This is a genomic window from Acinetobacter sp. YQ_14, assembly GCF_043102985.1.
Lineage (GTDB): Bacteria > Pseudomonadota > Gammaproteobacteria > Pseudomonadales > Moraxellaceae > Acinetobacter > Acinetobacter venetianus.
On sequence record NZ_JBICJJ010000002.1, the window covers coordinates 21,401 to 45,378 of the forward strand.

The 23,978-nt window shown below is 42.4% G+C and carries 23 protein-coding genes; 13 read left to right on the top strand and 10 right to left on the bottom strand.

Going from position 1 to position 23,978, the window contains the following annotated elements; translation table 11 throughout:
- Position 1 precedes the first annotated feature (1 nt).
- The 5 genes from ACF8D3_RS00100 to ACF8D3_RS00120 all read left to right on the top strand — a co-directional run bounded on the left by ACF8D3_RS00100 (position 2) and on the right by ACF8D3_RS00120 (position 6,583).
- Entirely contained in the window at positions 2 to 3,130 is a 3,129-nt protein-coding gene (locus ACF8D3_RS00100; RefSeq protein ID WP_392469461.1) for an efflux RND transporter permease subunit, read from the top strand.
- 132 nt (positions 3,131 to 3,262) lie between these two features.
- A complete protein-coding gene (locus ACF8D3_RS00105) occupies positions 3,263 to 3,640 on the top strand; it encodes a hypothetical protein (RefSeq protein ID WP_061397155.1) in 378 nt (125 codons plus the stop codon).
- Positions 3,641 to 3,783: 143 nt separating this feature from the next.
- Positions 3,784 to 4,896 carry a molecular chaperone DnaJ gene (dnaJ, locus tag ACF8D3_RS00110; protein WP_007479798.1) on the top strand — a complete coding sequence of 371 codons (1,113 nt, stop codon included), beginning with the start codon at positions 3,784 to 3,786 and terminating at the stop codon, positions 4,894 to 4,896.
- Between the two features lie 115 nt (positions 4,897 to 5,011).
- Positions 5,012 to 5,833 (top strand): 4-hydroxy-tetrahydrodipicolinate reductase, encoded by an 822-nt coding sequence (gene dapB / locus ACF8D3_RS00115; RefSeq protein ID WP_023012746.1) that lies wholly within the window; start codon positions 5,012 to 5,014, stop codon positions 5,831 to 5,833.
- A 102-nt stretch (positions 5,834 to 5,935) separates the two neighbouring features.
- The gene (locus ACF8D3_RS00120; RefSeq protein ID WP_392469464.1) at positions 5,936 to 6,583 is read left to right on the top strand and encodes an START domain-containing protein; all 648 of its coding nucleotides are present in this window, start codon (positions 5,936 to 5,938) and stop codon (positions 6,581 to 6,583) included.
- A gap of 35 nt (positions 6,584 to 6,618) precedes the next feature.
- Here ACF8D3_RS00120 and ACF8D3_RS00125 read toward each other — a convergent pair whose 3' ends face one another.
- Positions 6,619 to 7,806 (bottom strand): MFS transporter, encoded by a 1,188-nt coding sequence (locus tag ACF8D3_RS00125; RefSeq protein WP_136456903.1) that lies wholly within the window; start codon positions 7,804 to 7,806, stop codon positions 6,619 to 6,621.
- 2 nt (positions 7,807 to 7,808) lie between these two features.
- On the bottom strand, positions 7,809 to 8,615 hold the full coding sequence (gene dkgB / locus ACF8D3_RS00130; protein ID WP_392469466.1) for a 2,5-didehydrogluconate reductase DkgB: 807 nt from the start codon (positions 8,613 to 8,615) through the stop codon (positions 7,809 to 7,811).
- Positions 8,616 to 8,751: 136 nt separating this feature from the next.
- Here dkgB and ACF8D3_RS00135 point away from each other — a divergent pair, with 136 nt between their 5' ends.
- Complete coding sequence (locus ACF8D3_RS00135) at positions 8,752 to 9,654, top strand: LysR family transcriptional regulator (RefSeq protein ID WP_392469468.1); 903 nt, start codon at positions 8,752 to 8,754, stop codon at positions 9,652 to 9,654.
- Here the strand turns inward: ACF8D3_RS00135 and ACF8D3_RS00140 are convergent.
- Complete coding sequence (locus ACF8D3_RS00140; RefSeq protein WP_061524391.1) at positions 9,602 to 10,012, bottom strand: hypothetical protein; 411 nt, start codon at positions 10,010 to 10,012, stop codon at positions 9,602 to 9,604. The genes ACF8D3_RS00135 and ACF8D3_RS00140 overlap by 53 nt on opposite strands.
- A 90-nt stretch (positions 10,013 to 10,102) precedes the next feature.
- Between ACF8D3_RS00140 and ACF8D3_RS00145 the strand changes: the two genes are divergently transcribed.
- Positions 10,103 to 11,518 (top strand): PLP-dependent aminotransferase family protein, encoded by a 1,416-nt coding sequence (locus ACF8D3_RS00145; protein WP_392469470.1) that lies wholly within the window; start codon positions 10,103 to 10,105, stop codon positions 11,516 to 11,518.
- Here ACF8D3_RS00145 and ACF8D3_RS00150 read toward each other — a convergent pair.
- From ACF8D3_RS00150 to ACF8D3_RS00180, 7 genes are all read right to left on the bottom strand, one after another.
- Positions 11,515 to 12,540: an NAD(P)-dependent alcohol dehydrogenase gene (locus tag ACF8D3_RS00150; RefSeq protein WP_004878190.1), complete on the bottom strand. Its 1,026-nt coding sequence runs from the start codon at positions 12,538 to 12,540 to the stop codon at positions 11,515 to 11,517. The two genes, ACF8D3_RS00145 and ACF8D3_RS00150, sit on opposite strands and share 4 nt — an antisense overlap.
- A gap of 36 nt (positions 12,541 to 12,576) precedes the next feature.
- The gene (locus ACF8D3_RS00155; protein ID WP_061516132.1) at positions 12,577 to 13,131 is read right to left on the bottom strand and encodes a DNA-3-methyladenine glycosylase I; all 555 of its coding nucleotides are present in this window, start codon (positions 13,129 to 13,131) and stop codon (positions 12,577 to 12,579) included.
- Between the two features lie 37 nt (positions 13,132 to 13,168).
- A complete protein-coding gene (locus tag ACF8D3_RS00160) occupies positions 13,169 to 13,414 on the bottom strand; it encodes a hypothetical protein (protein ID WP_007480799.1) in 246 nt (81 codons plus the stop codon).
- A gap of 9 nt (positions 13,415 to 13,423) precedes the next feature.
- Complete coding sequence (locus tag ACF8D3_RS00165; RefSeq protein ID WP_392469845.1) at positions 13,424 to 13,921, bottom strand: M23 family metallopeptidase; 498 nt, start codon at positions 13,919 to 13,921, stop codon at positions 13,424 to 13,426.
- A gap of 75 nt (positions 13,922 to 13,996) precedes the next feature.
- Positions 13,997 to 15,034 carry an A/G-specific adenine glycosylase gene (gene mutY / locus ACF8D3_RS00170; protein ID WP_392469473.1) on the bottom strand — a complete coding sequence of 346 codons (1,038 nt, stop codon included), beginning with the start codon at positions 15,032 to 15,034 and terminating at the stop codon, positions 13,997 to 13,999.
- Positions 15,035 to 15,527: 493 nt separating this feature from the next.
- On the bottom strand, positions 15,528 to 16,265 hold the full coding sequence (locus ACF8D3_RS00175; RefSeq protein WP_392469475.1) for a dienelactone hydrolase family protein: 738 nt from the start codon (positions 16,263 to 16,265) through the stop codon (positions 15,528 to 15,530).
- Between the two features lie 162 nt (positions 16,266 to 16,427).
- Entirely contained in the window at positions 16,428 to 16,586 is a 159-nt protein-coding gene (locus tag ACF8D3_RS00180; RefSeq protein ID WP_004878181.1) for a DUF1328 domain-containing protein, read from the bottom strand.
- Between the two features lie 191 nt (positions 16,587 to 16,777).
- On the opposite strand from ACF8D3_RS00180, the gene ACF8D3_RS00185 reads away from it, so the two are divergent.
- From ACF8D3_RS00185 to ACF8D3_RS00210, 6 genes are all read left to right on the top strand, one after another.
- Positions 16,778 to 17,230 (top strand): YcgN family cysteine cluster protein, encoded by a 453-nt coding sequence (locus ACF8D3_RS00185; protein WP_004878180.1) that lies wholly within the window; start codon positions 16,778 to 16,780, stop codon positions 17,228 to 17,230.
- Between the two features lie 103 nt (positions 17,231 to 17,333).
- Complete coding sequence (locus ACF8D3_RS00190; RefSeq protein WP_392469477.1) at positions 17,334 to 18,497, top strand: PQQ-dependent sugar dehydrogenase; 1,164 nt, start codon at positions 17,334 to 17,336, stop codon at positions 18,495 to 18,497.
- Between the two features lie 26 nt (positions 18,498 to 18,523).
- Positions 18,524 to 19,702, top strand: a complete 1,179-nt coding sequence (gene ampC / locus ACF8D3_RS00195) for a class C beta-lactamase (RefSeq protein WP_392469479.1) — start codon at positions 18,524 to 18,526, stop codon at positions 19,700 to 19,702.
- 91 nt (positions 19,703 to 19,793) lie between these two features.
- Positions 19,794 to 21,068 (top strand): replication-associated recombination protein A, encoded by a 1,275-nt coding sequence (locus tag ACF8D3_RS00200; RefSeq protein WP_017196846.1) that lies wholly within the window; start codon positions 19,794 to 19,796, stop codon positions 21,066 to 21,068.
- Positions 21,069 to 21,173: 105 nt separating this feature from the next.
- Positions 21,174 to 22,058: an aromatic amino acid DMT transporter YddG gene (gene yddG / locus ACF8D3_RS00205; RefSeq protein WP_392469481.1), complete on the top strand. Its 885-nt coding sequence runs from the start codon at positions 21,174 to 21,176 to the stop codon at positions 22,056 to 22,058.
- A gap of 170 nt (positions 22,059 to 22,228) precedes the next feature.
- Positions 22,229 to 23,968, top strand: coding sequence for an amidohydrolase (locus ACF8D3_RS00210; RefSeq protein WP_392469483.1), 1,740 nt, complete (start codon positions 22,229 to 22,231; stop codon positions 23,966 to 23,968).
- The last annotated feature ends 10 nt before the right edge of the window (positions 23,969 to 23,978 follow it).

A 23,978-nucleotide genomic window follows, 5' to 3' on the forward strand; every position in this document is an offset into this window, starting at 1 on the left:
CATGAAATTTAACCTGTCAGAATGGGCACTTAAGAATAAGGGCATTATTCTCTATTTTATGCTGTTACTTGGCATTGTAGGGATCATGTCCTATTCGAAACTCTCACAAAGCGAAGATCCACCATTTACCTTTAAAGTCATGGTCGTCCAAACCTATTGGCCGGGAGCAACCGCGAAAGAAGTTTCCACGCTGGTGACTGATCGCATCGAAAAAGAATTGATGACCACGGGCCAGTATGACCGCATCATGGCGTATTCTCGCCCTGGTGAATCTTTGGTGACTTTCGTTGCTAAGGATTCGCTACCATCAAGCAAAATTCCTGATGTTTGGTACAACGTCCGTAAGAAGGTCAATGACATTCGTCATCAGTTGCCGAGTGGTGTACAAGGCCCATTTTTCAATGACGAATTTGGCGATACCTTCGGCAATATCTATGTCCTCACGGGCAAGGATTTTGACTATGCGGTAATGAAAGAATATGCCGATCGTCTACAACTGCAATTGCAGCGTGTTAAAGACGTGAGCAAGGTCAATCTCGTTGGCTTACAAGATCAAAAAATCTGGATTGAACTTTCCAACACCAAAGCGGTTCAGCTCGGTGTCCCTGTCACTGCCATTCAAGAAGCGATTCAAAAGCAAAATGATATGGCATCTGCGGGTTTCTTTGAAACGGGTACAGATCGTATTCAAATTCGGGTCAGTGGACATTTACATAGTGTTGATGATCTGAAAAAACTACCATTGTTGGTGGGTGATAAAACCATTCAGTTGGGGGATGTCGCTGAGATTTACCGTGGCTTTAGTGAACCTGCGCAACCTCGTATGCGTTTTATGGGCGAGAACGGGATTGGTATTGCGGTATCGATGCGTAAAGGTGGTGACATTATTGCTTTGGGTAAAAATCTCGAAGCTGAATTTACCCAATTGCAAAAGACTTTACCTTTAGGTATGAAGCTGCAAAAAGTTTCTGATCAGCCCGTTGCGGTACAACGTAGTATTCATGAGTTTTTAAAGGTATTGGCTGAAGCAGTCATTATCGTGCTGCTAGTGAGTTTCTTCTCACTGGGTTTTCGCACAGGCTTAGTGGTGGCACTATCCATTCCACTGGTGCTTGCGATGACCTTTGCAGGCATGAATTTATTTGATGTCGGACTACATAAAATTTCTTTAGGCGCTTTGATTCTCGCTTTGGGTCTGCTGGTCGATGACGCCATTATCGCGGTCGAGATGATGGCAATCAAAATGGAGCAGGGCTATAGTCGGCTCAAAGCTGCTGGTTTTGCATGGCAAACGACTGCTTTCCCAATGCTGACAGGAACACTGATTACTGCTGCAGGTTTCTTGCCTATCGCCACTGCGCAATCTGGAACGGGAGAATATACCCGTTCTATTTTCCAAGTGGTGACGATTGCGCTGATCGTATCGTGGATTGCCGCAGTTTTGTTTGTTCCCTATCTTGGTGAAAAGCTGTTGCCTGACTTCACTAAACAACAGCAACAAGCCGCATGGTATTTACGTCTATGGGCGAAATTACGTAAGCAGCCTGCGCCTGTGGTTGAGGCACATGGCCAACACCATGACCCTTATCAATCGAAGTTTTATCAATCGTTCCGCCGTGTGGTTGAAGTATGTATCACTTATCGTAAGACGGTGATAGCAGTAACGGTTGGGATCTTCATATTTTCTGTGGCGATGTTTAAGTTTGTGCCACAACAATTTTTCCCGCCATCCAACCGTGCCGAAATTTTAGTGGACTTGAAACTAGAGGAAGGCGCATCGTTGACGGCAACCGAGCAAGCCGTTCATAAAGTCGAAAAATTCCTTTCTAAGCAGAAAGGGATTGATAACTATGTGGCTTATGTAGGGACAGGTTCACCACGATTCTACTTACCTTTGGATCAACAGTTACCTCAGGCGAGCTTTGCTCAGTTTGTAGTATTGGCATCATCTTTAGATGATCGTGATGAAATTCGTCGCTCTTTAGAAACGCAAATTAAGCAGCTCTTGCCACAAGTGCGCACGCGTGTGTCATTGCTCGAAAATGGTCCACCTGTCGGTTATCCATTGCAGTATCGAATTTCGGGTGAGGATTTAGCGACAGTACGTCAATGGGCACAAAAAGTGGCCAAAGTATTGAGTGAAGATCCAAACACCACCAATGTACATTTGGATTGGGGTGAGCCAAGTAAGATTATTGCGATTGAGATCGATCAAGATCGTGCACGTCAGATGGGTGTTTCTAGCGCTGATTTGGCAAATTTCTTAAATGCCTCAGTCACGGGTACGGTGATGAATCAATACCGTGAAAAACGTGAGTTGATTGAAATTCGTCTACGTGGTGATAAAACGGAACGTGCTGAAGTTGCCTCTCTAGCCAGTTTAGCTGTTCCAACGACTCAAGGTACGACAGTTCCATTAGCGCAAATCGCAAAAATCGAATCACGTTTTGAAGAAGGCTTAATCTGGCATCGTAATCGCTTGCCAACGATTACTGTCCGAGCAGATATTCGTACGCATTTACAACCTGCAACGGTTGTTCAACAGTTGGCTGATCAAATGCAGGCTTTACGAACTGACTTACCGAATGGTTATCTACTTGAAGTTGGCGGTACAGTTGAGGAGTCTGCGAAAGGACAAAGTTCAGTCAATGCGGGGATGCCTTTATTCCTTGCGGTGGTGATGACTTTATTGATGATCCAATTGCGCAGTATGTCGCGTGCAACCATCGTGTTGCTGACAGCACCACTTGGTTTAATTGGTGTCGTGGCGTTTTTGTTATTATTCAATAAACCCTTTGGTTTCGTCGCAATGCTTGGAACGATTGCCTTGTCTGGCATGATTATGCGGAACTCGCTGATTCTCATCGATCAGATCGAACAAGATATACATGCTGGGCAAGCGCCTTGGGATGCGGTGATTGATGCAACCATGCGCCGATTCCGTCCAATTGTTCTTACTGCATTGGCTGCTGTTTTGGCGATGATTCCGTTATCACGCAGTATTTTCTTTGGTCCAATGGCTGTTGCAATTATGGGCGGTTTGATAGTTGCGACCTTATTAACCTTATTTTTCCTACCTGCGCTCTATGCAGCTTGGTTTAAGGTGAAAAAAACAACATATCTATCGTAATTATTTTGTGAATAAAGGTGCGAAATATTGAAAATTTCAATATAGTAGCACCTATATTTACAGACCAAAAAATAATTGAATTTCATTGCATGACAAATTTGGCAAAATGCATTGGATGAGGTGATATAGAGCATGGGGCAAGACAATATTGAGCAGCATCGCCGCTATGTGGCGATTTCTTACGTGTTCATGTTTCTTGCATTATTTACAATAGTGTTTGCAGCGTTTGCATACCTGTTAGCACGCAAAGTTGCGATTGTGGATAATGCAGAGGTATGGATACATGCGCATGCACTCTGGATTATGCGTAATGTGCTGCTATTTATCTTGATGGCATTTTTTGCCGCCCTTTGGTTTATTCCTCTATTCTTTTTTTCATGGGATAGCGCAACTTGGGTGACCGCAATGACGGTTGCTGGTGTGGTATTTAGTTCAATTGCATGGTTATTTTTATTGAATGCTTGGATTCAAGGCATTGCTAAATACTTTAAAAATAAAGCAGTTTTTTAAATTTATTGCTTTTTTATTGCGATAGACCTTGTAAATTTATCATACAGCCCCTATTAAGGCTCTGTTGACTTTAGAAATAAAAAGTCAGCAGAGCTTATTTGTTTGTATAGATTTAATAAATTCCGTGAGGAGCATCGCCAACCATGGCTAAACGTGATTATTATGAGGTTTTAGGCGTATCGAAAACCGCAGGTGATGATGAGATCAAAAAAGCCTATCGTAAGTTGGCGATGAAGTATCACCCTGACCGCAACCCTGACAACGCTGAAGCTGAAGACAAGTTTAAAGAAGCGTCTGAAGCGTACGAAGTTCTTTCAGATAGTGAAAAGCGTAGTATGTATGACCGTGCAGGCCATAGCGCTTTTGAAGGTGGCTTTGGCGGTGGTGGCTTCGGTGGCGGTTTTAGCGCTGAAGATATTTTCAGCCAGTTCGGTGATATCTTTGGTGGTGCGTTTGGTGGCGGTGGTCGTCAGCAACAACGTCAGCGCCGTGGTTCAGACCTTCGTTACGTGATGGAATTGACGCTTGAAGAAGCAGTCAAAGGCGTGAAAAAAACCATTACTTTCACTGCGCCAGCGCCATGTGAAACCTGTGATGGTAAAGGATCTAAAAATCCAAATGATGTAGAAACTTGCCGTACTTGTCACGGTGCTGGCCAAGTGCGCATGCAACAAGGTTTCTTCTCTGTTCAGCAGACGTGTAGTACCTGTCGTGGTCAGGGCAAGATTATTAAAAATCCTTGTAATACCTGTCATGGATCTGGTGTATCAGACCGTCAGCAAACGCTTGAAGTTACCATTCCTGCAGGTGTAGATAATGGTGATCGCGTACGTTTAACGGGCAAAGGTGAAGCGATTCGTGATGGTCAATCAGGTGATTTATACGTAGAAGTTGTTGTTCGTGAACACGAAATCTTCCAACGTGATGGCGCTGATTTATATATGGATGTTCCTGTGAGCATTGCCGATGCTGCATTAGGAAAAGAAATTGAAATCCCGACCCTAGAAGGGCGCGTGAGCTTGAAAATTCCTGAAGGCACGCAAACAGGCAAACTGTTCCGCTTGCGTGGTAAGGGTGTTCGTCCAGTACGTAGCAGCATGGTCGGCGACCTACTGTGCCGTATCGTGGTAGAAACTCCAGTGAATTTAAATAGTCGCCAACGTGAATTGCTGAAAGAATTACAAGCTTCTTTTGATGGTGATGGTCATGCCTCATCTCCAAAGAAAAAATCATTCTTTGATCGCTTATTCGATTAATTTGCATCAACAAAAAAACCTGCTTCGGCAGGTTTTTTTGTGGGAAATTTTTTAGCGGAGCGACAGAGTTTTGCTATAGTAGCTGGATTGTTTAAATAAAAGACTGGGAAATATTATGTCAACTTCTCCACGCATTGGGATCTTGGGTGCAGGCGGACGCATGGGGCGTATTTTGATTCAAGCCGTACAACAGGCGGGTTATCAGCTTGCGGCAGCAGTTGAGCGTCCTGAAAGTAGCTTGGTGGGTGCAGATGCAGGGGAACTTGCTGGTGTAGGCAGCCTTGGCGTGAAGGTTGTGGGAAGTTTGAGTGAAGTTTTAAAAGACTGTGATGTGGTGATTGATTTCACGGCACCTGTCGCGACAGAGCAGCATCTGAAACTGTGCCGTGAAGCTGGCGTTGCGATGGTGATTGGCACCACAGGGATGTCAGATGAGCAAAAAGCATTTTTAGATGATTCTGCGACACAAACACCTGTGGTTTATGCAGCAAACTACTCAGTCGGTGTGAACGTTTCAATTAAATTACTAGAACTAGCAGCGAAAGTGTTTGGCGATACAGTTGATATTGAAATCATTGAAGCACATCATCGCCATAAAGTAGATGCTCCATCTGGTACGGCATTCATGATGGGTGAAGCAATTGCAGATACACTTGGTCGCAATTTGAAAGAAGTCGCTGTATATGGTCGTGAAGGTTATACAGGGCCTCGTGACCGTCAAACCATTGGTTTTGAAACGATTCGTGGTGGTGACATCGTGGGTGAACATACCGTGATGTTTATTGGTGAAGGCGAGCGCGTTGAAGTGACACATAAAGCGACGAATCGTATGAACTTCGCTGCGGGTGCAGTGCGCGCAGCAGCATGGGTGGTAGGACGTGAAGCTCGTAAATACGATATGAAAGATGTTTTAGGCTTTAACGATATTCAAGTATAAAAAGTTCCTTTTTTGCACTATAAAAAGAGCTTGTCGAGCTTTTTACTGGATCGTTCTAAGTGAAAACAAGCTCTCTTCATCATTAAAACAATCGAGCATGACATGAATAAAAAGCATATTGTTCTTGCTACGCTGATCAGTCTGACGAGCTTTGTCGTAACTGCTGCCGAAGCCCCAAAACTGAGTTTACATCGTAATAATATTAAGGTTTGGACGTACCAGACTGAAAATAATCCTGTTTTCCAATATAAAGCAGAAACCACATTTGATGTGCCATTAGAGCGTGCAGTTGCTGTGGTTCTTGATGTTGAACGGACACCTCAATGGGTACCTTATGTTGGAAAAGCACAGCTGCTTTCTCGAGATGAGAAGAAAGGGGAGTTTACACTTTATATGGTGCTTGATTTTCCATTTCCTCTGAAAGATCGTGATGTCGTGATTAAGGGGAAAATGACTAAGAATGCCGATGGCAGTATTAGTATTAAAAATAATGCTGTGCAAAATAATTATCCTGAACAGCCTGATATTATCCGTTTAACCAAATATGCGGGGGATTGGACATTCCAAAAACTTGCCAATAATAAAGTCAAGGTGACAACCACAGGTTATGCTGATCCAGCAGGTGCGATTCCTTTGAGTTTTGTGAATATGTTTGTGCAACAGCAACCCTATCAAATGCTGATGAAGATGAAGAAAGAAATTTATAATCCATTGTATGCGCAACCGAAGTTGCCCGATGTTTTAAAATAAAAAAATGCCTGATTCAAATCAGGCATTTTTTTCAGTTAAATTTGAGGGCATTGCTGATAATCAGTACTTTCTTGTTGAGATAATTTAATCTGAATAAAAACTAGGATTAAGCCGATCCCTGCGAGTAAAGCACCAATCATCGACACTGCGGCATAACTTAGCCCCAGACTGAGTACCGCACCACCCGCTGCTGCGCCAATCGCATTGCCCAAGTTAAAGGCACCAATATTCACGGAAGAAGCAAGGCCAGAGGCTTCGTGTGCCACCGACATCACGCGCATTTGCAGTGGAGGCACGATTGCAAACGCTGCCGCACCCCATAGGATGAGTCCTAAAGCAGCACCGACTTGTGTTTGTGCTAGCAATGGAAAAATCAGCATCAGCACGATCAATAGCAGCAAGGAACCAATCAGGGTTTTATTGAGTGATAAGTCAGCAAATTTTCCTCCAAAATGATTGCCAATAGAGAACCCAATCCCGATGAGCACGAGCATCATGGTAATAAAAGTCGGTGAAGCATGCGTAAATTCAACCAAACTTGGTGCGATATAGGTGTAAAGCGTAAACATTGCCGATGCACCAAACACCGTCGTAAGTAATGCCAAGATCACAGGTAGACGAGTAAGCACGCGAAGTTCCATTTTTACATTCGGTTTTTGGCCTACAGAGCCAACAGGAAGTGCTTTCCACAGTGCGAACATGGTAATCACACCGAGTGCTGAGATAGCAAGGAAAGACATTCGCCAGCCAATGTTTTGCCCGACCCAAGTTGCCAAAGGCACTCCACCAATATTGGCAATCGTAAGCCCCATAAACATCATCGCGACGGCACTGGCTTGTTTATTGGCAGGAACGACACTAGCAGCAACAACTGAACCAATCCCAAAGAATGCACCATGATTGAGGCTAGTGATCAATCTAGCCCCCATTAAGCTCATGTAGTTAGGTGAGAAGGCAGCAATCAAGTTCCCGATGGTAAAAATAGCCATCAATAGAATCAGCGCATTACGACGCGCAAAACCACCAAACCATAGGGTCATGATGGGAGCACCCAACATTACCCCTAAAGCATATCCCGTGATCAGCATCCCAGCACTAGGAATTGAAACACCGAGATCATTGGCAATGTTCGGTAATAAACCCATAGGTGAAAATTCAGTAGTTCCAATTGCAAACGCACCAATAGCTAATGCGAGCAAAGGAAGATTGATGCGTTGCTTCATATTTATTTATCCCATACTGGTGCAAGTTCAGAAGGATCAATTTCACGACCATTACGTTCTAATTGAGCAATCATTTGCATTTCTTCAGCACTCAGTTTTAAGTCTTGTGCCTTTAAGTTGCTGATTAGATTCTCACGTTTAGTGGATGAGGGGATCACGGCATAACCTTGTTGTAAGGCCCATGCTAAAGCGACTTGTGCGCTTGTCGCTTGGTGCTGTGCTGCGATTTCCAGTAGGGTTGGATCATTGAGTACCTTGCCATAAGCAAGGGTCATATAGGACGTTACATCAATATTTTGTTCCCGTAGATAATCGACTAAATGCTGGTTCTGCAAATAGGGACTCAGCTCAATTTGATTGGTTGCGATATGTTCAACACCAATGCTATCAATCGCTTGTTGGGTCAAGGCAATATTGAAGTTTGAGATGCCAATCTGTTGAGTTAAACCTTGTTGTTTAGCTTCTAATAATAATTGCATCACTTCTGTGATATCAGTTCCTTGCGATGGCGCGGGCCAATGAATCAAGGTCAGATCAACTGCATCGGTACGTAATTTCTGCAAACTTTCTTTTAAGCTTGGAATGAGGCGTTGTTCAGAAAAGTTATTGATCCAAATTTTCGTTGTTAAAAAAATGTCTTTACGTGCGATGCCACTTTCACGGATTGCTTGTCCTACGGCAACTTCATTTTCATAAATTTGTGCTGTATCAATAGCGCGATATCCGACATCTAACGCAGTTTTGACTGAATTAATGAGGATTTGATCATTTAAACGATAGGTGCCTAAACCAAACTGAGGGATTTGCATATTCTTCATCTCATCTTTTAAATGCTCCACGGAGCATATTTTGCTAATGATCGAAATTTTGCATGGATTATCATTGCTAAAAAATATATGGATTAGCAAAATATAGTTGACTAAATATCAATAATGGACAGCATGAATGAAATCAACAATTGAGGAGTTACTGACGTTTATCACGATTGTCGATACAGGTTCTTTTATAGCGGCGGCAGAAAAATTAGAACAAACCTCATCTGGGGTGAGCCGTGCATTGAGTCGATTAGAAGCAAAACTTGAAGTAACTTTATTAGAAAGAACCACGCGTAAATTGAAATTGACACAGGATGGCCAAAACTTTCTCAATCATGCCCGTAAAATATTAAATGACCTGAATGCTGCTGAAGAAGCACTACAAAAATCGGATCAAGATACAGCTGGACTAATTCGAATCGATTCTGCCAACCCTTTTATTCTGCATGTGATTGCACCGTTGATGCATGCATTTCAACAGCGTTATCCGAATATTGAACTTGAGTTGAATAGCAATGATCAAGTGATTGATCTATTGGAGCATAAAACGGATGTCGCATTTCGGTTTGGTGAGTTACATGACTCAAGCTTACACGCCAAACTGTTGTGCAAAAGTCGCATATATATCGTGGCAAGCCCTGACTATTTGGCGCGTGAAGGAATGCCTCAACAAGCTTCAGAACTTTTGACACATGAAGTGATCGGTTTCTCTCGACCAGTTAGGGTGAATCAGTGGCCGATAAAAGTCGAGGGTGAGTACTTTTTCGCGAAGTCTAAAATAAAAGCCTCAAGCGGTGAAACGGTTAGACAGTTGTGCTTACGAGGCTTAGGGATAGCACGATTATCTGAGTTTGAGATTTGGAAAGATTTACAAGAAGGTCGTTTAGTTGCGCTGTTTGAAGATCAAATTGAGCACGCTTATCAAAGCATCCATGCTGTTTATTATCAACAAGAGCATTTACCCAAACGTGTGCGGTTGTTTATTGAGTTTCTGAGCGAGCAACTAAGTCAGGGTTTCTCGGTGTGTCGTTAGTTGGCTTAGGTAAAATAACTTCCAAAACTTGAAGGTTTTTCCCTGTCGGTTGCGCGACAGAAACGACAATATGTTGTTGTTTCAATGTGCATTCAAGTTCTACTGTTGGCAGTAATAAACCCGTTAAAACCAGTCCGTTTTCATTTGGCTTTTTATAGATCAGCTTTAATGTGTTTTGCTCAGTTTGGTTTGGAATCTGCTCTAATTTCCAAAACTCATAGGTCTGCTGATTTTGTGTTTTGAGATACCCTTCAGAAAGTGTCTTACATATTTCCTGTTGCTGATGTGTTTTTTGATCAGTGATTTGGCATCCAGTAAATACAAGGCTGCATAATATAAATAAGACTTTATTTTTCATTGCTTTATCCTCCTGTAGTTGATTTTTATAGCTTAACGGTGTTGTATAAACCAATACAGATACAGAAATTTATAAAAAAGCAGTACAGAAATGAGTTTTCAATATCAAAGATTGGCAGATCAACTTGCCCATAAGATTTATCAACATGAGCTTCAGCCTCAACAAAAGCTGAGTTCTCTAAGAGAATTTGCTCGTCAGCAAGAGGTGAGTTTGAGCACAGCTCAACAGTGCTATGAGTTGTTGGAGGCAAAAGGGCTAATTTATGTCAAAGCAAAATCAGGTTATTTTGTTAGCCCTCGACAATATCAAAGTGCTATTCCTGATAGTCCTCAATTCGAATCAATGCCAAGACAAGTATCAAATTTAGACCTGCAAAATCAGATTCAGACCGCTTCGATACAAAGCCATTTGACACCTCTGGGTGCGATTCAGTTGTCACCACATCTGATTCCAGTGGATGGTTTGCGCCGCTCTTTACAACGTGCGCTCAAGCATTGTCAGCCTGAGGATTTCTTATATTGCAATAAGCAAGGGCATATGCAATTGCGTCAGGCACTGTCTGATCATTGGCGTGAAGATGGGATTTATGTGGCGATTGAGGATATTTTTATTACCAATGGTTGTATGCCTGCTCTTTCATTGCTGATTCAGCAAATGACCAAAGAGGGCGATAGCATTCTTATTCCTACGCCAACGTTTAATGGTCAACTGCAAATGTTGGCGGGGTTAAAGCGAAAAATTATTGAAATCCCTGCGGATCATCAAGGGATTGATCTTGAGCGACTGGAATCGTTTATGCGACAGGGTGCTGCGAAATTATGCTTACTCACCGCTAATTTTCAAAATCCATCGGGTTATTGCCTAAGCAATGAACAAAAGCAGCATATCGCTCAGCTGGCCGAGAAATACCAATGCTTTATTTTAGAAGATGATATTTATGGAGAATGTAGTTTTCAAAAAGAACGACCATTGCCGATTCGCTATTGGGATCAACAAGGCTATGTGATTTGGTGTGGCTCGGTGTCTAAATCGCTATCCAGTGCTTATCGCGTTGGATGGTTTTGTTTAGGACAACAGTTGCAGCATTTACGTCCACAGTTGATGGCAAATAATGTTGGTGTGAATACACCGTTGCAATTGGGTTTGGCAGATTTTATTTATAGCCGTGGTTATCGCGAGCATTTGGAGCGCTTACGTCCAAAATTGATGCAGCAGGTTGAACAGTATCGAGCCTATATCTTAGAAGCTTTCCAAGGGCTGCCAATTGCCTTGAGTCAGTCTGAAGGGGGATATGCACTGTGGTTACAGTTACCGAAATCAATTTCAGGCTTAGAACTCTATTATTTAGCTCAAGCAAAAGGGATTAATATCGTGCCTGGTGAAGTGTTTGGTGAAGATAAACGTTATCAGCATTTTGTGCGTTTAAATGCAGGACATGCCTTAACAGAAGAAATCCGCCAAGCGCTTCAGCAGTTGGCGGATTGGGTTCGGAAAAGCTTAAATTAATCAAAATCTGCTTTGAGGACGATACGATAACGTGCTTGTCCTGAATGCAGTCGCTCAATCGCGTCATTGAGCTGAGACATTGGGTAAAGTTCGATTTGCGGTGCGATATTGCGTCGTGCAGCAAATTGCAACAGTTGGCGCAGTGCCAAAGGAGAACCTGTCGGTGAGCCTGTGACAGACTTTGCGCCATCGATCAATGCACCGACCGATACAGGCACAGGTTCTAATGTAAGACCTAGAAAATGTAATGTTCCATTCGGCGCTAAGGTACTTAAATATGCCTGCCAGTTCAACGTCACATTGACCGTACTGAGCAGTAAATCGAATTTACCTCGTTGTGCTTTGATGGCTTGAGCATCACGGCTATTGACCACATGGTCAGCCCCCATCGCTTTGAGTTCATCTGTTTTATCAGGGTTTGAACTAAACGCCGTAATCTCACAGCCCCATGCTTTGAGCAGTTTAATTGCCATATGACCCAAGCCACCGATGCCGATGACAGCAACATGATGCGTCGCTTGGATTTTATGTTTGAGCAAAGGATCAAACACCGTAATGCCACCACAGAGAAGAGGACCTGCACTTTCTGGATCTAAATCATCGGGTAGGGGAATGATCCACTGCCAGCCTGCACGGACTTTATCTGCAAAGCCTCCTGCATGTCCGACGATTGTGGCAATACTTTCGCCTGTACATAAGACTTGATTGCCACCGATACATGGATCACAGGCTTGGCAGGTTTCTGCTGTCCATCCAATCCCAACACGTTGTCCCAATTTCAGTCCTTTTGCTTCAGAACCGAGTGCAACGATCGTTCCGATAATTTCGTGTCCTGCAATCACTGGGTAACTCGACGAGCGCCAGTCATTATTGATCACAGAAATATCGGAATGGCAAAGACCACAATATTCAACTTTAACTTCAACTTGATGGGCTTGTAATTCACCTGCATCGAATTGATAAGGAACCAGTTGCTCACCAGCTTGCATGGCTGCATAAGCACGTATTTGGTTGTTACTCATGGACAGACTCCTATGGAAGGAAAATCGAGAGAGAGTTTATTTGAAATGACAGTGATTTTCATGGTCATTTACCATTCCAACCGCTTGCATAAATGCATAGCATGTCGTTGGCCCAACAAATTTAAAACCACGCTTTTTGAGCGTCTTGGATAAAAGCTGACTGATCTCAGTTTGGGCAGGTGCAGCACGATAATTTTCAACATCATTATCTAGTGCTTGATGATCTACAAAATTCCATAACCAAGCGGATACATTGCCGACTTCTTGCTTTAATGCTTGCCAAGCAATCGCATTATCACGAATGGCTTTGAGTTTTCCTAAATGGCGAATCAATCCAGCATCTGTGAGTTTGAATTCAAGTTGATCATCGGTCAGCGCCGCGACCTGCTCAATGGGATGTTGGAAAAAATGAGAACGATAGCCTTCACGTTTTTTAAGAACCGTAATCCATGATAAGCCTGCTTGCTGCCCCTCAAGACAAAGCATTTCAAATAAGCGAGCTTCATCGTGTTCAGCTTTGCCCCATTCTTCATCATGGTAAGCAATATACAGTGGATCATCTGAACACCATCCACAGCGTTGAATGGTCATATGTTGAAGCTCCTTATTGTTATTTGAAAGTGATTATTTAAAGTGTAAAAGATACCCATTCATTTGGGCGAGTATCCCAAAAATAGAGTTCAGCTGTTTCTAAGTCTGTAAATTTAAGCCAAAAGTCTTTACCTGATTTGTCTGCAAAGCCCGTACTAATCAACAATGCATCCTCTGTGATTTCCATGATCCAACCTTGGTAGCTTGTTCCATTGATGATGATTTTTTGTTGATTTCCAGACTCTGCAAACGTCACCAGACGTTCAATCAATGCTTCTGACATTGTGGATTCCTAACGTAAATATGGGTATGGATTAACAGCTCCACGCCCTTTGCCATTTAAATAAATGCCATAGTGTAAATGTGGTGCAGTGTGGCGTGCATTACCTGTATTTCCCACATACCCAATCAAATCACCTTTGCGGACAGTGTCGCCGACGCTTAAACCACGTTTGTGTCCATCAAGATGTGCGTAATAATGCCAAGTCCCCGCTGGACCAAGAATCCAAATGACCTTACCGCCTAAATTATTATTGCGTAAATCTGCAACGAGACCTTCGGTAGCACTATACACTTTCGTGCCACGCTCTGCCATGATATCAATCCCTTCGTGGTTTCGCCCTTGACTACGGGCAGCTCCCCACGTATCGCGAAGTTGACTTCGACTGACGCCTTTGACAGGAACAGGCAGGCGATTATCCAAGCGCATATTTTTAAGCTTATTGACTTGGGCATTGGGTAAAGGTGTTGGTTTCTTAGGGGTGGTGGCGCATGCTGATAATAAAATCATCACTACACCAAGAACCGTATAAGAAATTGAATGTCGCACGCAAACTCCTTGCAGTTGATATTCAGCGTTCGAGTTCTAAGCCTTCTGTTTTGCTGTTATCAACTTTTTCATGGCTGTTGGAATGCCTTTGGCAATGGCATTTTCAGGACTTAACCATATGCCATTTAACTCGATACTGAGTTGTTCTTTTTGGTCGTGTTCCACGTGGAACAGTTTTTCATTCAGCAACCAAGTAAAGTGTGTGAAGCTATGGCTAATCTGCAATGATGATACTTGAGCTTGTAGTTTAAAGTGCTGTTCAATCTGTTGTAATTCGGTTGCTTGCTCAGTGATTGGCAGGCAATACAAACCGCCCCAAAGTCCATGAGATTCTCTTTGTTGCCATAGCCACTCGTCATCCGATTGGATTAGCAATACATCGGCAGTTTTGATGGGTACAGGTTTTTTTGCTTTTTTAAATGGTAGTTCTTGCTCTAAACCTTGTTGATACGCTTGGCAATGTTGCTGCATTGGGCAGTATAAACATAGCGGTTTTTTCGGGGTACACACGGTTGCGCCTAAGTCCATGATCGCTTGGGTATAATCATGGTTACGCTGTTGTGGGCATAGTTCCTCTGCGATATTCCACAAGGCGCGTTCATGTTGTGGTTTAGAGAGGTCATCTTCAATGGCAAAGAAGCGTGCTAAAACACGTTTCACGTTACCATCCATAATCACACCATATTGACGTAACCCCAGCGACATTAATGCGCCAGCGGTAGAACGTCCGATCCCAGGCAGTTCGATCCATTGTTCTAGAGTTTCAGGAAAATGACCCTGTTGGCTAACGATGCTTGCTGCTTTGTGTAGATTTCGCGCACGTGCGTAATAGCCTAATCCTGCCCAATAGGGGGCAACGTCATCCCAACTAGCTTTACCCAAATCTTGTACGGTTGGGAAGCGCTCAATAAAGCGGTCGAAGTATTGTAGAACTGTTTTGACTTGGGTCTGTTGTAGCATGATTTCTGAGACCCAAACTTTATAGGGATCGTCGGCAACTTGCCATGGTAAGTCGTGACGACCATGTTGGTCGAACCATGTGAGGAGTGCATCAGAAAATGAAAAATCAGACATGAATCAGAACAGTAAAAAGCAGAAGTGTAGTATAGCGGAAATGGAGAGGCGAGTTGGTGAATGCAAACAAATTCGTTATTAAATTCTCATTAATATTCGCTGGTGCACAGGCGGCATGGATGCTGCCCATTGAGCTGTGGTGTCAGGGATGTACCATCAGCTAAATAGAGGTGTTTTGTTACTTTTGACCCATCAAAAGTAGGTGCTATTCTGCACGAAAATATTTGCATTTAGGGATGAAAGTGTGAGCAGTGATAGTATTACGGAATTCTCATCCAGTTTCAGGATATGCCTTTGGCAAGTTACTTTGGTTTTGCCCAAAGTAACCAAAGGCATTTGTTGGACTGACATTACATCCATGTAATGCAGTCCAACAGGCGACATCCATGTCGCCTTAGCACCAGTAATATTTACAAGATTTTAATGTTCGGACTTCCTAGTAGCCAAGTAAATGTTTTCAAGGTTTTTTGAGTGCAGTTTAGAGTTCGACTTTTTATTTTAAATTCTTATCTAACAACTCATACATGGCTTCAAGACCCTGACGTTCAGCCTCAGCGTTAAAGCCTAAATCCACGTTATTCGCTTTAGCACGTTCATCCGCAAGCGGATTACTAAAACCATGTTTTGCATCTTCAAAAATCACGACTTCATGATCAACGTCAGCATCGTGCATTTCCTGACGGAAACTTGCCACATTGTCCAAAGTCACCATGCTATCTAGTTCGCCATGTAACACAAGAATCTCAGCTTTCACTTTGCCTTTTTCCGCTGGGGCGCTTGCTGCCAACACAGCATGGAACGTTACAACGGCTTTAATATCAGCACCTGAACGTGTTAAATCAAGAACCACTTTACCACCGTAGCAAAAACCAATCGCGGCTAACTTTTCAGTATTCACTTCGGGTTGCGCAGCTAAAGTTGCTAAACCTGCTTGTGCTCGATTAACGATGGTGTCCGCTTGTTCAAAAGTTTGATTCATCCATGCCGATGCTTGAGGAACTTCTGTAGTGACTCGTTTATCGCCATACATATCAATTGCGAGTGCAGCGAAGCCATGCTCAGCAAGCTCACGAGCACGTTGTTCTGTGTATTCATTACGTCCCCACCATTCAGGTGCAACAATCACACCTGCGACAGGCTGATCAGTCGTTGGTGTAGCAAAGTAACCAATTAAGCGTTGACCATCTGGGGCAGTGTATTCAATTTCACGTGTGGTAATCGGGAAGCTCATGATGTAAGTCCTAATCTGTTCTTTTAGAATGTATTGATTAAAGCATAAAAAAGAAAAATTGATGACACCACAAAATTATAAATGGTGGATTGTTGGTATCTGAAAATAAAAAAGAAGAATACGAGGATTCTTCTTTTTTATAATGTTTTTAAGCGGAAGTCGTTAGACTTTACCTCTTGAGAGGAAGCCCACAACAGCCAAAATAGCAGCAACAACAAGTAGGATAACGGCAAAGTCTTTGGATAAACCTGCGACACCACCAAAACCGAGTAAACTGGCGATTAATGCAATTACTGCAAAAATAATAGCCCAACGGAACATTTTGTACCCTCCTAATTTTTTCATTATGTTTCCACTATAGCGTGTGTTTTTTGAACAAAATGTGGTGTTTATGTGGTTGAAGTGTTCAATCCTTAAAGAAATGTTAATCGGATAAGCCATTTAAAAACGGAGATTATTGCGAAGCAATGCTATAATTTAGAACTGTTTCTGATGTCTCAAAAAAGCCTTTTATGTCCACTGAATTACGCCCAAATTTTTGGAAAAAATATTCACTCGATCAACTCAGCAATACTGAGTGGGAAGCGTTGTGTGATGGTTGTGGGCTCTGCTGTTTAGTGAAATTAGAGGATGAAGAAACCGCTGAAGTTGCTTACACCAAAGTATCTTGTAAATTGTTGGATTGTAAGACTGCACGTTGTTCAGATTATGCCAATCGTCAGGAACAGGTTCCTGATTGTATTCAGCTAACACCTGAACGTTTACAAACAATTACGTGGTTACCACCAAGTTGCGCATACCGACGTTTAAGTGAAGGAAAAAATTTACCTTCATGGCACTATCTCAATACAGGATCTCGTCAGAGCGTGATCAAAGCCAAGAAATCAGCTGCGGGTCGCTGTATCTCTGAAACCGAAGTAGATGAAGAACAAATCGAGGATTATGTCGTTCGTTGGGTTCGTTGAGAGCCATTTAACTCATCTATTTGTTAATTATAAGCACAACACTTTTACAGTATTTTTATTTGCTTAACCCCTTAAGATAAAGACTCAAATAGGGAGATAAGCAATGAATAAACTGTTAGTAGCACCTGTGCTGTGTAGTGGCTTTTTATTATTGTTGGCTTGCGGTTCAAATAATAGTAATTCTAAAACCTTGGAACAAAATACAACGCAGCAAACTGAAAATAACAAGATTGCACAAAGCTATCAGATTGAGACCGTCACCGCATTCAATGAACCTTGGGCAATCACAAGCTTACCTGATCAACGTCTATTGATTACAGAGCGCAAAGGGCGATTAAAACTGTTTGATCCGAAAGCAAAGACCACAATCAATGTGTTAGGCGTGCCGAATGTGAGTTACGGGGGACAGGGTGGCTTGGGCGATGTCATTTTGCATCCTGATTTTGCCAAAAATCATTGGATTTATTTAAGTTATGCTGAACGTGGGGCGAGTGGAGATGGTGCTGTTATTTCACGTGCAACATTAGATCTCGCTGATCCTGCACAGCCCAAACTGGTTGATGTAAAGCGTATATGGGAACAAGTCCCAAAAGTTTCAGGGCAAGGGCATTATGGACATCGGATGCAATTTGGTCCTGAGGCACAGCTTTGGGTGAGTTCAGGGGAACGACAAAAATTTGATCCTGCTCAGGATTTAAAAAGTAATTTAGGAAAAGTTTTACGTTTAAATGATGATGGTACGCCAGCAAAGGGAAATCCGTTTGAACAACAAGGTGGTGTCACTGCTGAGATTTGGTCACTGGGACACCGTAATCCACTGGGAATGGCATTTGATGCTCAAGGGCAACTTTGGGTTGTAGAAATGGGGCCAAAGGGTGGCGATGAATTAAATCGCATCGTAAAAGGGGAAAATTATGGCTATCCAGTGGTTTCAAATGGCGACCATTATTCAGGATTGCCTATTCCAGACCATCAGACCCGCCCAGAATTTAAAGCCCCTGAAATTGATTGGACTCCTGTTATCTCACCATCGAGTCTTATCATTTATTCAGGAAAACAATTTCCGCTTTGGAAAGATAAAGCTTTGATTGGTGGTCTTTCCTCTAAATCAATTGTTGTTGTCGATCTTAAATCAAAACCTGTACGTGAAGTTCAGCGTTTGGATATGAAACAGCGTATTCGTGGTTTGCATCAAGCTCAAGATGGCTCGATTTGGGTGATTGAAGATGGTTCTCGAGCAAAATTACTCAAGCTCAGTGCTGAGTAAAGTATTAACTAGAAGTGAAATGATAAATGACTAAACCGAAACACCTTTCGATGAATTTGAAAAAATTGCTGATCGTTGCTGGCGTATTTTCTGTTAGCTCAACGCTTTGGGCAAAAGACTTGACAGAGCAGCAAGTCAAAGCTGTGATTGATCAGCAATTTAAACCCTTATTAGCACAATACAATATTCCGGGTTTAGCTGTTGCTGTCACGCTGAATGGTCAGCATTATTTTGTTAATTATGGTGTTGCATCCAAGCAAAGCCAGCAACCTGTTCGCAATGATACGCTATTTGAACTTGGATCCGTCAGTAAAACTTTTAATGCTACTTTAGCTGGATACGCGCAAGCACAAGGGAAATTGTCTTTTTCAGATCACCCTGCGAAGTATTTTCCTGAGCTAAACAATACCGCAGTTAATCGTGCGACTATTTTAAATCTCGGTACTTATACTGCAGGTGGCTTTCCATTGCAGTTTCCTGATGAGGTGGTTACTCAGCAGGATATGGTCAAGTATTTTCAAAAATGGCAGCCTAAGACAAAAATTAGCGTCGCTCGTCAATATTCCAATCCAAGTATTGGCTTAATGGGCTATGTCACAGCGTTAGCAATGAAAAAGCCATATTCCGAGCTGATTGAAAAAACACTGTTCCCTGAGCTTGGGTTGAAGCAAAGTTTCATTCATGTTCCAGAGTCACAGATGAAGAATTATGCATGGGGTTATAAAAATGATCAGGCAATGCGTGTCTCCGCTGGAATGTTTGATGCAGAAGCCTATGGGGTGAAAAGTAGCAGTGCGGATATGTTGAAATTCATAGACGCTCAACTGAACCCTCAACAATTAAAACAGCCGATGCGTAAAACGATTGAAAATACCCATGTCGGTTACTTTAAGGTTGGTGTAATGACGCAAGGTTTGGGATGGGAGCAATATACTTATCCTGTAAGTTTAGCGACTTTATTGCAGGGCAATTCAAGCAAAATGGCTTTGGAAAGTCATACAGTTACACCAATCAAACAACCTAAGCTTGCTTCAGCAGCGACTTTGTTTAATAAAACAGGAGCGACCAACGGTTTTGGTGCTTATGTGGCCTTTATTCCGCAGCAGAAGATCGGGATCGTGATGCTCGCTAATACTAATTTTCCGAATGAAGCACGTATTACTGCGAGTTATCAAACCATACAACAGTTGCTCAAACAGCAATAAAGCTAAACAATCATGTTGTGATCACAGATTCAAATTGTAGATTTGAATCAGACACAATAGACTACGTTAAAAGACCATAAAGCCAGTGATGATGTCAGATACGCATATTCCTTTACCCGAACGTTTACGTCCTCGTGATTTGTCTGAAATTATTGGACAAGATCATCTATTGGGTGAACATGCACCGTTACGTCAAATGATTGATCAGGGGCATTTGCCCTCGATTATCTTTTGGGGGCCACCAGGGGTAGGTAAAACCACGATCGCATTGTTGCTGGCGCAAGCCGTGGATCGTCCTTTTATTAGCTTATCTGCCCTGAATACAGGGGTTAAAGAGCTGCGAGAGGTCATTGCAGAAAGCGGTGATTTACTGACGCCTGTGGTGTTCATTGATGAGATTCATCGCTTCAATAAGTCACAACAAGATGCCTTACTCAACGCAGTCGAGAAAGGCAAAATCACTTTGATTGGTGCGACGACTGAAAATCCATCTTTTGAGGTAAATAGCGCGCTGTTGTCGCGTTGTCAGGTGTATACCCTGAATAGCTTGGATGCGGATGCAATTCAAACGTTGCTCAATAAAGCCATTCAAACGGATAAATTTCTAAAAGAACGTTTTATTCACATCGAAGAATATGATGCATTGATTCAGTTCGCTGCGGGTGATGCACGTAAAGCGCTAAATCTGATTGACTTGATCGCAAGTACATTTGAGCCTGATGTTGAAAACATTGTGACCAACGCGATAGTCGTTAAAGTTGCACAGCAGAATATTGCACGTTACGACAAATCTGGTGAACAACATTACGATCTGGTTTCGGCATTTATTAAATCCATTCGCGGTAGTGATCCTGATGCGACCTTGTATTGGATGGCTCGAATGTTGAAAGGTGGTGAAGATCCTGTCTTTATCGCACGTCGCATGTTGATTGCTGCGTCAGAAGATATTGGTAATTCGAATCCGAATGCATTGTTGCTAGCTGGTGAATGTTTCCGTTCAGTTCAGGCCGTTGGAATGCCTGAGGCGCGTATTATTTTAGGGCAATGTGCTGTGTATTTGGCGACGAGTCCAAAAAGCAATAGTACATATTTAGCAATTAACAAAGCCTTAGAGCTTGCAGAAAAAACGGCAAATTTACCTGTACCGTTGCATCTACGCAATGCGCCGACCAAGTTAATGAAGCAGCAAGGTTATGGTGTGGATTATCTCTACCCACACAATTATCCAGAGCATTTCGTGCTACAGGAATATTTACCACCTGAGCTGCGTGGAACCAAGTTATACGAGCGAGCCTTAAATAAACGAGAAGTAGAGGCTGAACGCTTACAACAGCGTCGTTGGCAGCAAGAACAGCAACAGCAATAGGTTTCACTCGGATAATTTGCCGATTAGATTAAAATTTTCAAAGTTGTCATTCCTATTCAAATATTTAGGAATTTACTTTGTGCAGAACGATGTGTTGATTTGAAAATGAATGCAAAAAAAGCAACGCTAATTGGGTTGGTTGCGATCTTATTATGGAGTTTGATCGTTGCTTTAATTAAAGATGTTAGTAGTCATTTTGGGGCAGTCGGTGGAGCTGCATTGATTTATACACTGGCATCCATTTTTTTACTTGTATCGGTTGGCTGGACGCAACTTAGAACTTTTCCCAAAACTTATTTAATTTGGGGCAGCATTTTATTTGTTGCTTATGAAGTGTGTTTATCACTATCGATTGGCTACAGTGATAATAATCGTCAAGCGATTGAGGTGGGTATGGTGAATTATTTGTGGCCAACCTTTACCATGGTTGCTGCGATTGTTTTCAACCAACAAAAAGCCAATCTTTTAATTATTCCTGGATTTATCTTATCGATATTGGGCATCTGTTGGGTGCTTGGTGGCGAACAAGGTTTCGACCTTGCTAGTATGCTCAACAATATACAGGCAAATCCTCTTAGCTATGGTTTGGCATTTATTGGCACGTTATTATGGGCGGCTTACTGTACTTTAACTGCAAGGATTGCCAAAGGTGTAAATGGTATCACCCTGTTTTTTATACTTGTTGCGATTGTGCTTTGGCTTAAATATCTACTTATGGGCGGAGGCGCGTTCCATTTTGATATGCAGTCATCTATCTCGTTGATTTTTGCAGCAGCGGCAATGGGTTTTGGTTATGCTGCTTGGAATATTGGTATCCTGCATGGCAATGTGACCTTACTGGCGGGCGCTTCTTATTTTATTCCTGTTTTGTCTGCTTTTTTCTCTGCGATTATCCTCAGTACCTCTTTGGCGATTTCTTTTTGGTACGGTGCTTTTCTAGTGTGTATTGGTTCGATTTTGTGTTGGATTTCAACCAAAGCAAAAAGCTAAATAAATGTGATAGAAACACCAAGTATATTGAATGGTGGGTGTTTCTGAGCTAAATAATGAATCACGTTGCTCTTTACCAAAAATTATAAAAAGCAATCAATCTAGCCTTTCTATTCCTCACAGAATAGGCTTTAATCATAATGGCATAATAAAAATATGGGATTTAATTCATGACGCACAAATATATCAATAAACTTACACTCGCATCAGCAATTACCATCGCTTTAGCTGGCTGTGCGACCACGACTATGCCCGTTTCCTCAACAGAGAAACTATTCTATGGTGGGCCGATTTTAACGATGGAAGGCAGTGAACCGCATTATGCAGAAGCTTTATTGGTTAAAGATGGAAAAATTATATTTGTAGGCACTAAAAAAGAAGCGGAGCAGCGAACAGATCGCCAAGTACAGCATATTGATTTAAAAAATAAAACACTTTTACCGGGACTGATCGATGCCCATAGTCACGTCAACATGGTGGGTTTTCAGCAGACCGTTGCCAATCTATATCCAGAACCCGATGGTACGGTATCGGATATTGATTCGTTGATTGATGCTCTCAAAACATGGAAAGCACAAAATCCAGAATTTGTTAGCACAATGAATGGTTGGATTTTAGGAAATGGCTATGATGACGCACAATTAAAAGAACAGCGTCATCCGACCGCAACGGATTTGGATCGAGTATCAAAAGATCAGCCTGTCATGATTTTACATCAATCTGGTCACCTTGCTTCTGTCAATCACAAAGCCTTAGAGTTACTCAAATTTGATAAAAACACAGCAAATCCTGATGGTGGTGTGATTCGTCGTGAACCAAATTCAAATGTACCAAATGGAGTGCTCGAAGAGTCAGCTTTATTTTCAGCAGTTGGTGCGATTTTCAACGGTGCTCCACCTGACGTATTGTTGGGTATGGCAAAAAAAGGGATTCAAGTCTATGTGAAGAATGGATTTACAACGGTGCAAGAGGGGCGTGCTGATCAGGGGACAACAGACATGTGGCGTGCCTTGGGACAACAAAACCAATTGCCTGTTGATGTGGTTTCTTATCCTGATATTACCACCAGTAAAGACTATATGTTAAAGCATGGTAGTAGTCTGCAATATGATCATCACTTCCGTATCGGGGGTATCAAGATTAGTTTAGATGGCTCACCCCAAGGCAAGACGGCATGGTTGTCACAGCCTTATGTTGTACCACCTGAGGGTGAGACCAAAGATTACAAAGGCTATCCTGCCTTTAAGCATAGTCAGGATGTAAACAACTATGTGAATCTTGCCTTCAAACAAGGCTGGCAAGTGCTTGCGCATGCCAATGGTGACGCCGCGATAGATCAATTTATTCAGGCCGTTCGCTATGCAACCAATCAACAAGGCAAAGCAGATCGTCGAAGTGTATTGATTCACTCTCAAACGATCCGTGAAGATCAATTAGATCAGCTTAAAGCATTAGATATTATCCCTTCCTTTTTCTCATTACATACCTTTTATTGGGGTGATTGGCATAGGCAGCAAACAGTTGGGGAGCAGAAAGCACAACATATCTCTCCGACAGGAATGGCATTCAGAAAGAACATTATTTTTACCGAGCATCACGATGCACCTGTCATTCCGCCAAATAGCATGATGATGCTCGATGCATCTGTGAATAGAACGACACGAAGTGGTTATGTGTTAGGTGCGGATGAGCGAATTAGTCCATATATCGCACTGAAGTCGATGACCGACTGGGCTGCATATCAATATTTTGAAGAAAAAAATAAAGGAACCTTGACGCAAGGTAAGCTGGCTGATTTAGTGATCCTAGATAAGAATCCACTGAGCATTCCAAGCAAAGAGATTAAAAATATTAAAATTATTGCGACTTATAAAGAGGGCAATTTGATTTATCAGCAACCGACAAGATAAAAATGGCCAC